The following is a 13,008-nucleotide window of genomic DNA, read 5'->3' as shown; positions in this document are numbered from 1 at the left end:
CGGGCATGCAGCTCATCCCCACGGAACTCGGACCGACCGGTCCGAAGGCCCAGGAACTGGCGCTCGCCGCCGTCCTGTGCGGCGCCCTCTGTCTCCTGGCCGGACGACTCCTGCCCCGCTTCGGCCGTGTCCTCGAAGAGCGGGCGCTGATCCTCGCGGGCGCGGGGGACGAGGTGCGGGCCCGCGGGACGCTGCCCGGCGGGGCCGGACTCGTCCGCGCGGCGGCTCCGGGGGCAGCCGACGGGGAGAGCGACGCGGCGTGCGCCACCGGGCAGGCCGGAGTCGAGGCGGAACGCGCCGCGGCGGAGGCGGAACTGCGCGGCCAGGTCTCCGAGTGGGCGTCCGAGCTGGCGAGCCGCATCGCCTCCGAGCCGCTCACCGGACCGCGTCCGGCGCCGGACTTCGGGCCGGGCCCTGAGCAGGTCCTGGGACCGGCCGAGGGGCCCGCCGTCCTGCGGTCCGCCGAACCGGGCGAGCCCGACCCCCGGCCCGGCACCGGCCCGGCGGGTTCCGGCCGCTAGTCGTATGCATTCGCGCCCTCGTCCGCCGTGGCCCCTGGCGGCGCCGTCCGCCTCCCCGGACACTCGGCCGCATGGACGTCATGGTCTCGGTCAAGGACGGCGAACTGTGGGCGCACGACTCGGGTGAACCGGGCGGCACGAGCGGCCGGGGCGGCGAAAGCCTCCCTCTGGTCCTGCTGCATCCCGGGGTGGCCGACTCCCGCGTGTGGGACGGCATCCTGCCCCGCCTCGCGGAACGGCACCGAGTGATCCACTACGACACCCGGGGGTACGGCAGGTCGCCGGCCCCGACCGCCCCGTACTCCCAGGTCGAGGACCTCATCGCCGTCCTCGACCACTTCGGGGCGGCCCGCGCGGTCCTCGCCGGATCGAGCATGGGCGGCGCGACGGCCATCGGCCTGGCGCTCCGCGATCCGGCGCGGGTGGCGAGCCTCGCGCTGCTGGTCCCCGGCGTCACCGGCGCCGACGAACTGACCTCCGCGGAGTTCATGGCGGAGGTGGGCAGGCTCGCCGGGGCGGGCGACATCGACGGCATCGTGGCGCTGCTGCGGCACACCGCGGGCGCCGCGGCCACCGGGGACGACCCGGAGGTCGAGGCGTACCTGCGGGCGGTGATCCCGGCGTGGTTCGCCAACGCCCCCCACCACCTGCCGGACCCGCCCGCCTACGACCGGCTCGGCGAGCTCGACGTGCCCTGCGTCCTCGCCCTCGGGGAACGGGACAGGCCCGAGGTGATCCGCGTGAACGAGACGATGGCGCGGCGCATCCCGGGCTGCCGCCTGGTGCGGCTCGCACGGAGCGACCACTTCCCGACGGTGCGGGAGCCGGACGCGGTCATCGACGTCATCCTGGACGCGTACGCCGCGGCGCGCTGACGCCTCCCGGGCCCCGGGGGAGCGGAGTTGCCCCCGCGGACCGGTTTCGCCGCGCACGGTCGCATACTGGAATGCGCACGAACAGGGCACGGCCGAGGAGCACGCCGCATGAACCCCGCCGGCGACAGCGACATACGCGACGACAGCGACGCAGGTGACGTCAGCGACGCAGGTGACGTCAGCGGCATGCGCGGCGGCAGCGTCGCCCGCGGGGACCGGCGCCCCGACCCCGAACCGCCACCACCCGGCGGCATCCTGTGGAGCATCGCGGGAGACATCCGCATGGTCCTGATGCTGCCGCCCGCGCTCACCCTGCAGGTGGCGCATCCGGCGGTCGGCGCGGGGGTCGACGACCACTCGGTGTTCCGGACCGACCCGTGGGGGCGGGGCGAGCGCTCGGTGCGTTCGCTCCTGCTGTGGGTGTACGGCGGGGACGAGGCCGCCGCGGAGGGCCGCAGACTGCGCGCGCTGCACCGCACCATCCTGGGCACGGACGCCCACGGCCGCCGCTACCACGCGCTGACGCCCGCGTACTACGCCTGGGTCCACGCCACCGGCTTCCCCGTCTACCAGCACGCGCAGAAGTACCTGGGCCGCCGCCCCTTCACCGAGGCGCAGGAACGGCAGTTGTACGCGGAGTGGCTCCAGGTCGGGCGGATCCTCGGCATACACGACCGGGACATGCCGCAGACGCTGGAGGAGTTCTGGCCGTACTACCGCACGGTCCTCGCCGAGGAGATCGAGCTCACGGCGGTCGCCGAGGAGCTGACCGCCGTCGACGCCGCCGTCCCGCCGCCGGACCGGGGCCCGCTCGTCCTGCGGGCCGTGCTCCGCGCCCTGTGGCCGCTGCTGCTGCCTCCGCTGGCCCGCTTCCGCCACTTCGTCACCGTCGGCCTGATGCCTCCGGACGCCCGCGCGGCGATCGGCCTGCCGTGGACGGCGGACCAGGAGCGCAGGCTGCGCAGGTTCGGCAAGGTGGTCCGCACGGTGGTGCCGCTCCTGCCGGAGCGGCTGCGCTACCTGCCGGAGCCGCGGAAGGCACGGGCGCGGCACCGGGCCGCCGCCGGGAGGTGAACCCGGACGGCGGCGCGGTACCGCCGTTCGTCAGTGACCGTGACCGTGCTCGTGCACGCCGTTCGTCGCCGCGATCTGCTTCCACGACTTCGGCTTGGCCGGGGCCTTGGCGGAGCGGGCGATCCCGGCGTCCCGCACGGCGGGAGCCGCCGGGCGCGACGGCTGGTAGAGCCACGTGTCGAACAGCTCCGCGAGCGGCTTGCCCGAGACCTTCTCGGCGAACTTCACGAAGTCGTTCACCTTGGCGTTGCCGTACGCGTGCTGCTGCGGCCACTTCTTGAGGATCGCGAAGAACGTCTTGTCCCCGACCTCGTTGCGCAGCGCCTGCAGGGCGACCGCGCCCCGGTCGTAGACCGCGCCGTGGAACTGGTTGTCCGGGCCCGGGTCGCCCGGCTTGACCTGCCAGAACGGGTCGTCGGCGGGGTGCTGTGCGTACACGTAGTCCGCGAGCTCCTGCGCGGTGCCCTCGCCCTCCTTCTCCGACCACAGCCACTGGCTGTAGCGGGCGAAGCCCTCGTTGACCCAGATGTCCTTCCAGCCGTCCACGGACACGCTGTCGCCGTACCACTGGTGGGCCAGCTCGTGGACGACGATCGACGCGTTCGCTCCGTTGGCGAAGGCGGCGGGGCTGTAGAAGGGCCGCGTCTGGGTCTCCAGGGCGTAGCTGCTCTTCACGTTCGGGACGTACCCGCCGAGCGCGTTGAACGGGTACTTCCCGAAGACCGTCTCCAGCCATTCGGCGACCTCGGTGGTCCGCTCGATGCTGGCCCGGGCCGCGCCGGCGTTGTCGCCGAGGTCCTTGCTGTAGGCGTTGAGGACCGGCAGGCCGCCCTCGGTCTTGTCGGTCGTGATGTCGAACTTGCCGACGGCGAGCGTGGCGAGGTAGCTCGCCTGCGGCTTGTTGGACCGCCAGTTGTAGCGGGTCCAGCCCAGCTTCGAACTCTGCGACTGCAGGACGCCGTTGGAGATCGCCTGGGTGCCGTCGGGCACGGAGACGGACACGTCGTACGTCGCCTTGTCCAGCGGGTGGTCATTGGAGGGGAACCACCACACGGCCGCCTCCGGCTCCTGGGCCGCGACACCGCCGTCCGGCGTCCGGTGCCAGGCGTTGTAGCCGTTTATCTTCAGCTCGGACGGCTTGCCCGCGTACCGCACGACGACGGTGACCGCCGCGCCCTTGGGCAGTCCGGCCGGCGGCGTGATCTCCAGCTCCTGGTCGCCGGTCTTCTCGAACTTCGCCTTCTTGCCGTTGACCCGCACCTCGGAGACCTTGAGGCCGAAGTCGAGGTTGAAGCGCGAAAGGTCCTGGGTGGTGCGGGCGTTGATCGTCGCCGTGCCTTCGAGCAGGTCGGTCTTGGGCTGGTACTTCAGCCGCAGGTCGTAGTGCGAGACGTCGTATCCGCCGTTGCCGCTGGCCGGGTAGTAGGGGTCGCCGATGCCCGGGGCCCCGGGGGTGAAGTCCGCGGCCGATGCCGGGATCGCCAGCAGCAGAGAGGCCGCGAGTGCGCCCGGGGCGATGAGTCTGCGGTGCACGTCAAGCTCCAAGTCGTAGGGGCTGAAGATCTGTTCCTCTGGCCGACGAGCTTATTCAGCCCCTCCCGCCCACGTCATGTCCATGGCCCCGGTCGTCATACGATCGCCATGCGGCCGACATGTGCCTCAATGTCCCATGCACCTGACGCGACGTCGGGCGGCCCTCTGTCGCGCGGCAGTTCACCGGTGTACCTTCCGCGCCATGCCGATACGTGCGCGACGCACCCGCCTCCTGTGGAGAACGCTCCTCGCGGCCGCCCTGGCCGCCCTGATCGCCACCCTCATGTCCCCGGGCGCAGCGCAGGGGGCCGCACAGGCCCCGCGCACCCCGGGCGAGAGCAAGCCCGTGTACTCGTACGAGGACGCGATACGCGAGTCCGTCTGGGTGGACATCGCGGTCGACGGCGACGCGGACGGCAGGACCGACCGCGTCGCCGTCGACATCGTCCGGCCCCGTGAACCGGACCGCACGGGCCGCCGAATACCCGTGATCATGGACGCCAGCCCCTACTACGCGTGCTGCGGGCGGGGCAACGAGAGCCAGAAGAAGACGTACGACGCGGACGGCAACCCCGTCCGGTTCCCCCTGTACTACGACAACTACTTCGTGCCCCGCGGCTACGGCTACGTCGCCGTGGACCTCGCGGGCACCAACCGCTCCGACGGGTGCGTCGACGTCGGCGGCCGCTCCGACGTCCGGTCCGCCAAGGCCGTCGTCGACTGGCTGAACGGCCGCGCCCGCGGCTACACGAGCCGTACGGGGAACGACCGCACGGAGGCGACGTGGACCAACGGCGCCACCGGAATGATCGGCAAGAGCTACGACGGAACCGTCGCCAACGGCGTGGCTGCCACCGGAGTCAAGGGTCTGAAGACCATCGTGCCGATCGGCGCGATCTCCTCCTGGTACGACTACTACTTCGCCAAGGGCGCGCCCCTCTACGGCAGCGGCCCCGACGGCCTGTCGAACGCCGTGGAGAGCCCCGAGGCCCGCGCCCGCTGCGGCGCCGTGCAGCAGCGCCTGATCGACGGGGCGCCGCGCTCCGGCGACTGGACCGGCCTGTGGAGCGAACGGAACCACGTGCCGGATGCCGGCAAGGTGCGCGCCAGCGTGTTCGCCGTGCACGGCATGCAGGACCTCAACGTCCGCACGAAGCACTTCGGCCAGTGGTGGGACGCCCTCGCGAAGAACGGCGTCGACCGCAAGGTGTGGCTCAGCCAGGCCGGGCACGTCGACCCGTTCGACCTGCGCCGCGGCGCCTGGGTGCGCACGCTGCACCGCTGGTTCGACCACGAACTCCTCGGCTACGACAACGGCGTCGACCGCGAGCCGATGGCCGACATCGAGCGCGCCCCGGACCACTGGACCACCGACCGGGTCTGGCCCCCGCGCGGCACCCGCACCGTCGGACTGCACCCCGCCAAGGGCACCTCCCCCGGCGTCGGCACCCTCGGCCCGCGCCCCGGCAAGGGCACCGAGACCTTCACCGACGACCGGCGGCTGAGCGAGACGGACTGGGCCGGGCGCGTCGACACGTCAACACCCGCCAAGGCGGGCTTCGTCAGCAAGCCCCTCGGGCGCGACCTGCGCCTCTCCGGCTCCTCCACGGTGACCGTCACCGCGACCCCGACCACCCGCACCGCCCACCTCTCCGCGGTCCTGGTCGACGTCGGCCCCGACACCATCCGCGACTACGCCGCGGCGGGCGAGGGCATCACCACCCTTCCCGAGCGCACCTGTTGGGGCGCGAGCACCACGGGTGACAGCGCCTGCTTCAAGGAGACCCGGGCCAGGACCGCCGCCGTCGACTACACGATCTTCAGCCGGGGCTGGGCCGACCTCGGCAACTGGGCGGACGCCGGGCACGGCCGCCCGCTCACCCCGGGCAAGCCGCACACCATCACCCTCGACCTCGCCGCGAGCGACCACGTGGTGCCCAAGGGCCACCGCCTGGCGCTGATCGTCGCGGGCACCGACAAGAACCTCATCGAACCGCCCGCCGACACCCCGACCCTCACCCTCGACCTGGCCCGCACCTCGGCGAAGCTGCCGCTGGTCGGCGGCGCCGGCGCCTTCACCACCACCGCATCCGTGACGTCCGGAGAGTTCCGTCTCGACGGCGTGGCCCCGCCGCGCCGGATCAACCCCCGCCCGGGAGGCAGCACTTCATGAGACCCCGCATCCGCACCCTGGCGCTCGCCTGCGCCGCCACCGCGCTGGCCGCGCCGCTCCTGACGGCGCCCGCGCAGGCGACGCCGACCCCGCCCCGTACCGGATTCGAGGAGACGGACGGGGCGCGCTGGACCAGCCAGCCCGAGGAGCAGGACCTGCTCGCCACCGTGGACAGGGCGGCCGAGAGGGTCTCGGTGAGCCGCATCGGCACCACCGAGGAGGGCCGCCCCCTCCAGCTGGTCCGCATCGGCGAACGTCGCACGAGGAACACCGTGTTGCTGATCTGCAGCCAGCACGGCGACGAGCCGTCGGGCCGCGAGGCCTGTCTGTCCACGATCCGCGACCTGGCGTACGCGAAGGACAGGAAGACCAGACGCTTCCTCTCCCGCACCACGCTCCTGGTCGTGCCCACCGCCAACCCCGACGGCCGCGCCGCCGACACCCGCGGCAACTCCGACGGCGTGGACATCAACCGTGACCACCTCTCCCTGCGCACCGCCGAGGCCCGCGCCATGGCCGCGGTGATCCGCGACCGCGAGCCCGATGTCATCTACGACCTGCACGAGTACGGCGCCACGCCCAAGTACTACGACAAGGACCTGTTCGACCTCTGGCCGCGCAACCTCAACACGGCTGATGCGGTGCACCGAGAGGCGCAGACCCTGTCGAAGGCGTACGTGCGACCGGCCGCGGAGCACGACGGGTACACCACCGGCACGTACGGCATCTGGACCGACCCCGTCACCGGCGATCCCGTCAAGCAGACCGCGGGCGACGGCCAGGAGCGCATCCTGCGCAACATGTCCGGCATCAAGCACGCGGCGGGCCTCCTCATCGAGAGCCGCGTCGACCCGATGACGGAGGCCGAGAAGAAGGACGAGGCGCTGAACAACCGGCGCCGCGTGGCCTCCCAACGCTCGGCGCTCGGCGGCCTCGTCGCGTTCGCGGACGAGCGCCGCGGGCGGCTGGAGGCAGCCACCGGATCGGCCCGCGCCGAGGGTTACCGCGACCGGGGCCCGGTCTACGTGGGCGGCGCCGACAACGATCCCGCCGAACCGGCCGAGGTCATCCAGAACCCGCCGTGCGGCTACCGCCTGACCACCGCTCAGTACCGCGACGTCAAGGACGAACTGGCGCTGCACGGGGTCACCGTGCAGCGCCAGACGTCCGGCGCGTACGTCCCGCTGCGGCAGTCCGCGCGGCGCCTCGTCCCGCTGCTGCTCGACGAGCGGGCGCCGTACCGCATGGTCACAGCTCGGCCCGACCTGGCCTGTTGAGGAAGTGAGAGGTGCGTCACATGTGGTAGGGGGTAGCGGAGGACAAAGTCCGGAATCAATCGACCCCTTGAAAGGTGTCACTTGTGACGCAGGATCAGCATAAAGCGGACGACGGGGGAGGGGCGCAAGAGATCATGGCGCCCGCCCACGGCGGCCGGTCCCCACAGACGGACCGGGTGGTCTTCGGCGTGACCGCCGTGCTCACGCTGGCGTTCGTGGTCTGGGGCGCGGTGTCGACGGACTCGCTCAAGGATGTCTCCACGGACATGCTCGAGGGTCTGATGCACAACGGCGGTTGGTTCTTCATGCTGACCGCCACCGGGTTCGTCGTCTTCGCGCTCTGGCTGGCCGTCAGCCGGTACGGCAAGATCACGCTCGGCCGGGAGGGCGAGGACCCGGAGTTCCGCACCGTCTCCTGGGTCGCGATGATGTTCAGCGCCGGTATGGGCATCGGCCTGATGTTCTACGGAGTGAGCGAGCCGCTGGCCCACTTCACCACGCCGCCGCCCGGCACCGACCCGGCCGACGCGCCCGCGGCGATGGAGACCGCGATGGCCACCACCCTCTTCCACTGGACGCTCCACCCGTGGGCGATCTACGCGGTCGTGGGCCTGGCCATCGCGTACAGCACCTTCCGGCGCAACCGGCGGCAGACCATCAGCGCCGTCTTCGAGCCGGTCATCGGCGAGAAGCACGCCCACGGCGCCTGGGGCCGGGTCATCGACATCCTGGCCATCTTCGCCACGCTCTTCGGCTCCGCCGCGTCCCTCGGCCTCGGCGCCCTGCAGATCGGCAGCGGCATCGAGGTGCTCGACTGGATGGAGGACGCGGGCACGGGCCTGCTCGTCGTCATCATCGCCGTGCTGACCCTGGCCTTCGTGGCGTCCGCCATCTCCGGTGTGGAGAAGGGCGTCCAGTGGCTGTCGAACATCAACATGGTGCTCGCCGCGCTGCTCGTGGTCTTCGTCTTCGTCGCGGGCCCGACGGTCATCATCCTCGACATGGTCCCCACGTCGCTCGGTGCCTACCTCGACGACCTGCCCCAGCTGATCGGCCGCACCGAGGCGTCCAGCGGCAAGGGCGTCGCGGACTGGCTGAGCAGCTGGACGGTCTTCTACTGGGCCTGGTGGATCTCCTGGACGCCCTTCGTCGGCATGTTCATCGCGCGCATCAGCCGCGGCCGTACGATCCGTCAGTTCGTCGGCGGCGTCATCCTGGTGCCCAGCACTGTCAGCCTCATCTGGTTCGCCGTGTTCGGCGGCAGCGCCATGACCGTCGCCGACCGCGGTGGCCTCAAGGGCGAGACGACCCAGGAGGCGCAGCTCTTCGGTCTGCTCCACGAGTACCCGATCGCCACGGTGACCAGCCTCCTGGTGATGATCCTCGTCGGCATCTTCTTCGTCTCGGGCGCCGACGCCGCGTCCATCGTCATGGGCACGCTCTCCCAGAAGGGGGCCCTGGAGCCCGGCCGGTTCGTCGTCATCTTCTGGGGCATCGTGACCGGCGCCGTCGGCGCGGTCATGCTGCTGATCGGCGACGGTTCGGACGACGCGCTCACCGGCCTGCGCAACCTCACCATCCTGGTCGCCGCCCCCTTCACCCTCGTGATGATCGGCATGTGCGTGGCCCTGATGCGGGACCTGCGCCACGACCCGCTGATCGTGCGCGGTGAACACGGCACCGAGGTCCTGGAGAAGGCCGTCATCGCCGGCCACGAGCACCACGACGGTGACTTCGAGCTCCGGATCGGCCCCGCGGGCGACGACAGCGGCGACGGCCCGGAACAGGACAACGACCCGGCCACCCCCCGCTGACCGGCCGCGTCAGGAGGCGGCGCCCGCCAGCCGCGCCGCCTCCTCGGCGCACCCCCACGCGACCGTGACACCCGCGCCCCCGTGCCCGTAGTTGTGCACGAGGACCCGGCCCTCCGCGGCCCCGTCCCGCTCCAGGCGCACCCGGTGCCGGGCGGGCCGCAGCCCCACCCGGTGCGCGAGGACCCGCGCCCCCGCGATCTCCGGCCGCACGACCGCGCACCGCGCGACGATGGCGGCGGCCACGGCCGGGTCGGGCTCCGTGGACCAGACACCGACCTCGGCGGTCCCGCCGAGCAGCAGACCGCCCGGCTGCGGAAAGAAGTACGTGGTCTCCCGCGACCCGGAATCGGCGGCCGTGAACCACGTCTCGATCCCCGGGTTCTCCACGACGACGAGCTGCCCCCGCACCGGGTGCACCGCGTCGTCCCGTACGAGCTCGCGCGCCCCGAGGCCCGAGCAGTTGACCACGACGGGCGCCTCGGCCAGGGGCTCCGCGAGCCGCCCGGCCGTCCGCTCCTCCACCACCCCGCCCGCGGCGCGCAGCCGCTCCCGCAGCCAGCCGAGATGGACCGGCATGTCGATGAGCGGCAGCCGGGCACGCAGTCCCTGCCCCGCGTACTCGCCGGGCTCCGCCGCCCGCAGACCCGCCACCCGGGCGGCCCAGGACCCGAGCGCGTCCAGCCGCTCCCCGGCGAGTACCCCCTCGACCATGCGTACGCCGCCGAGCCCGCCGCGGGCCGCCAACTCCCCGTACACGGCGAGGGACCGGAGCGCCCAGTCACCGGCCGCCGCCACCGGCTCGATCCGGTAGGGCCACCACAGGGCGCCCGCGACGGCCGAGGTCGTCCGCTCGGCGGGCTCCCTGCTCCACACCCGCACCCGGCGCCCGAGCTCCGCGCACACGACGGCGGTGGTGAGTCCGACGACCCCACCGCCCACCACGATCACATCGGCATCCCGCATTCCAGGAACGTAGCCGAATGTGCGATGCCGTGCTCACATCACACGTCAGGTGGGGATACTCACAGCATGTCTGCCGAGTACGCGACCTTCGGTCTGGCACCGGCCATGCGCGCCGGTGGGGTTCTCGCGGGCGGTGGCTACCAAGTGCACCGCGATTTCGTCGACTTCATCGTGGACGGCCGCCCCTTGCTCTTCCAGCTCTCCGACCTCGACGCGGTGTCGCCGCTGGCCGCCGACATCCCGCCCGCCATCTTCACCGCACACGTCCGCCGGCTGCTCCTGGAGGCGCAGGCGCCGCTGCGCGACGGGCGGTACGTCATCTACGGCTGCCCCGAGTGCGAGGGACTGGAGTGCGGCGCGGTCACGGCGGTGATCGAGAAGAGCGCCGACGGCAGGGACGACTTCGTCTGGCGCGACTTCGCCTGGCAGACCTCCGAACCGGTCGACCTCGTCCTCAACGGGTACCACGGCATAGGGCCGTTCCGCTTCCGCGGTGAGGAATACCGGTCCGCGCTGGGGCAGTTGCTCACCGACGACGAGCAACGGGCCCGCCGCCGGGTCCTGCTCATCGGCGCCCGCGTGGCGCTCCTCGCCAAGCTGGCCGCGGCGCTGCGCACGATCGGCGTCGGCGCGGAGATCGCGGCGGACGCGGCGGGCGTCCCGCCCGACGAACTCCGCACCTACGGCGCGGTCGCCTTCGGCCGCGCGGTCCCCGACGCCGTACGCCGGTCCGTCCGCTCCGCCTTCGACCGGGCCGGCGTCCGGGTCGCCTACGTCGACGGGCTCGCTCCGGTCGTCCCGCTCCTCGTCGCCCAGATCGAGTACGCGCTGGACCGCAGCCCGCGCGACCGGCGCCGCCTCACCCGGCTCGTCGCCGGGGCGCACTGGGCAGAGGTGGAGGTCACGTCGGCGTGCCGGGTCCGGTTGACGGTGTACCGGGTGGACCGGCTGTCGCGCACCCACCTCCACGACGTCGTCGACGAGGTCCTCGAACCGGGGGTGCACCGGGTCTCCCTCCCCGCCAGGGCCACGAAGGGGCACGCCTACGTGGTGGCCCGGACCTCCACGAACGTCCTGGTCAGCTCAGCCTCGGTGTAGGTGGGGCGGCCCCGCCACCTACAATCGTCCCCTGATGACCGCAACCCTCGTCGCCAAAGATCTCGCCGCCGGCCACGGCGACCGCACGCTCTTCTCCGGTCTGGAACTGGTCGTCGCCCCCGGCGACGTCATCGGTCTCGTCGGGGCCAACGGAGCGGGGAAGTCCACGCTGCTGCGGCTCCTCGCGGGCCTCGACACCCCTGAAGGGGGTGAGCTGAGGCTCTCGCCGCCCACCGCGTCCGTGGGGCACCTGCCCCAGGAGCCGGAGCGGCGGCCGGGCGAGACTATCCGCGCCTTCCTGGCCCGCCGCACCGGCGTCGCCGAGGCCCAGCGCGTCATGGACGAGGCCACGCAGGCGCTCGTCGACGGCGCCCCGGGCGCGGACGACGCGTACGCGAACAGCCTGGAGCACTGGCTTGCGCTCGGCGGCGCGGACCTCGACGAGCGCGCCGAGGAGGTCACCGACTCCCTCGGCCTCGCCGTCGGCCTCGACCAGCCGATGACGTCCCTCTCGGGCGGCCAGGCGGCCCGCGCGGGCCTCGCCTCCCTCCTCCTGTCCCGGTACGACGTGTTCCTGCTCGACGAGCCGACCAACGACCTCGACCTGGCGGGCCTGGAGAGGCTGGAGAGCTTCGTACGGGGGCTGCGCGCGGGCACGGTCGTGGTCAGCCACGACCGCGAGTTCCTCACCCGCACGGTCACCAAGGTCCTCGAACTCGACCTGGCCCAGCAGCAGATCAACCTCTACGGCGGCGGCTACGACGCGTACCTGGAGGAGCGGGAGACGGCCCGGCGGCACGCCCGCGACGACTACGAGGAGTACGCCGACAAGAAGTCCGCGCTCCAGAGCCGCGCGCAGATGCAGCGCGGCTGGATGGACAAGGGCGTCAAGAACGCCCGCCGCAAGGCGGGCGACAACGACAAGCTCGGCCGGAAGTTCCGCAGCGAGGCCAGCGAGAAGCAGGCCTCCAAGGCCCGCCAGACGCAGCGGATGCTGGAGCGCCTCGACGTCGTCGAGGAACCCCGCAAGGAGTGGGAGCTGCGGATGGAGATCGCGGCGGCCCCGCGCTCCGGCGCGGTGGTCGCGGGCCTGCGCGACGCCGAGGTGCGCCGCGGCGCGTTCACGCTGGGCCCGGTGACCCTGCAGATCGACTGGGCGGACCGCGTGGCCATCACCGGGGCGAACGGCTCGGGCAAGTCGACGCTGCTCGCCGCCCTCTTGGAACGCGTACCACTGGACGCGGGCCACGCGGCCCTGGGCTCGGGCGTCCTGGTGGGGGAGGTCGACCAGGCCCGTGCGCTGTTCCACGGGAAGGAGTCGCTGATCGACGCGTTCTGCGCCGCCGTACCGGACACGGAACCGGCCGAAGTCCGCACGCTGCTCGCCAAGTTCGGCCTGCGCGCGGACCACGTGCTGCGGTCGGCGGCCACGCTGTCGCCCGGCGAGCGGACCCGCGCGGCCCTGGCCCTGCTCCAGGGCAGGGGCGTCAACCTCCTGGTCCTCGACGAGCCGACGAACCACCTCGACCTGCCCGCGATCGAGCAGCTGGAGTCGGCCCTGGAGTCCTACGAGGGCACGCTGCTCCTCGTCACGCACGACCGCAGGATGCTCGACGCGGTCCGGGTGACGCGCCGCCTGGTGGTGGCGGAGGGCAGAGTGACCGAGCTGTCACTCTGACC

At 72.5% G+C, this 13,008-nt stretch carries 10 protein-coding genes; 8 read left to right on the top strand and 2 right to left on the bottom strand.

The window, feature by feature from the left end:
- The first annotated feature begins 5 nt into the window (after window positions 1-5).
- The 3 genes from ACZ69I_RS19950 (at window position 6) to ACZ69I_RS19940 (ending at window position 2,470) form a co-directional block, all read left to right on the top strand.
- Window positions 6-521, top strand: a complete 516-nt coding sequence (locus ACZ69I_RS19950) for a hypothetical protein (RefSeq protein ID WP_470833592.1) — start codon at window positions 6-8, stop codon at window positions 519-521.
- A 71-nt stretch (window positions 522-592) separates the two neighbouring features.
- Entirely contained in the window at window positions 593-1,396 is an 804-nt protein-coding gene (locus ACZ69I_RS19945; protein ID WP_470833591.1) for an alpha/beta fold hydrolase, read from the top strand.
- Between the two features lie 186 nt (window positions 1,397-1,582).
- The gene (locus tag ACZ69I_RS19940) at window positions 1,583-2,470 is read left to right on the top strand and encodes an oxygenase MpaB family protein (RefSeq protein ID WP_470833844.1); all 888 of its coding nucleotides are present in this window, start codon (window positions 1,583-1,585) and stop codon (window positions 2,468-2,470) included.
- A 30-nt stretch (window positions 2,471-2,500) separates the two neighbouring features.
- On the opposite strand, the gene ACZ69I_RS19935 is transcribed toward ACZ69I_RS19940, so the two are convergent.
- Window positions 2,501-4,003 carry a M1 family metallopeptidase gene (locus ACZ69I_RS19935; RefSeq protein ID WP_470833590.1) on the bottom strand — a complete coding sequence of 501 codons (1,503 nt, stop codon included), beginning with the start codon at window positions 4,001-4,003 and terminating at the stop codon, window positions 2,501-2,503.
- 202 nt (window positions 4,004-4,205) lie between these two features.
- Here ACZ69I_RS19935 and ACZ69I_RS19930 point away from each other — a divergent pair, with 202 nt between their 5' ends.
- The 3 genes from ACZ69I_RS19930 (at window position 4,206) to ACZ69I_RS19920 (ending at window position 9,267) form a co-directional block, all read left to right on the top strand.
- Entirely contained in the window at window positions 4,206-6,176 is a 1,971-nt protein-coding gene (locus ACZ69I_RS19930; protein WP_470833589.1) for a Xaa-Pro dipeptidyl-peptidase, read from the top strand.
- Complete coding sequence (locus tag ACZ69I_RS19925) at window positions 6,173-7,453, top strand: M14 family metallopeptidase (protein ID WP_470833588.1); 1,281 nt, start codon at window positions 6,173-6,175, stop codon at window positions 7,451-7,453. The genes ACZ69I_RS19930 and ACZ69I_RS19925 overlap by 4 nt, the downstream gene beginning before the upstream one ends.
- Window positions 7,454-7,587: 134 nt before the next feature.
- Window positions 7,588-9,267, top strand: a complete 1,680-nt coding sequence (locus tag ACZ69I_RS19920; protein ID WP_470833843.1) for a BCCT family transporter — start codon at window positions 7,588-7,590, stop codon at window positions 9,265-9,267.
- Between the two features lie 9 nt (window positions 9,268-9,276).
- Here the strand turns inward: ACZ69I_RS19920 and ACZ69I_RS19915 are convergent, their stop codons facing one another.
- Entirely contained in the window at window positions 9,277-10,230 is a 954-nt protein-coding gene (locus ACZ69I_RS19915; RefSeq protein ID WP_470833587.1) for an FAD-dependent oxidoreductase, read from the bottom strand.
- Between the two features lie 66 nt (window positions 10,231-10,296).
- Here ACZ69I_RS19915 and ACZ69I_RS19910 point away from each other — a divergent pair, with 66 nt between their 5' ends.
- Both ACZ69I_RS19910 and ACZ69I_RS19905 read left to right on the top strand, forming a co-directional pair.
- Complete coding sequence (locus ACZ69I_RS19910; protein ID WP_467673218.1) at window positions 10,297-11,328, top strand: oxidoreductase; 1,032 nt, start codon at window positions 10,297-10,299, stop codon at window positions 11,326-11,328.
- Between the two features lie 34 nt (window positions 11,329-11,362).
- Window positions 11,363-13,006: an ABC-F family ATP-binding cassette domain-containing protein gene (locus ACZ69I_RS19905; protein WP_470833584.1), complete on the top strand. Its 1,644-nt coding sequence runs from the start codon at window positions 11,363-11,365 to the stop codon at window positions 13,004-13,006.
- The last annotated feature ends 2 nt before the right edge of the window (window positions 13,007-13,008 follow it).

This window comes from Streptomyces sp. NPDC036815, from assembly GCF_055609205.1.
Note: the sequence above shows the minus strand (reverse complement) of the source record. Positions and strands in the feature narration are given on the sequence as shown.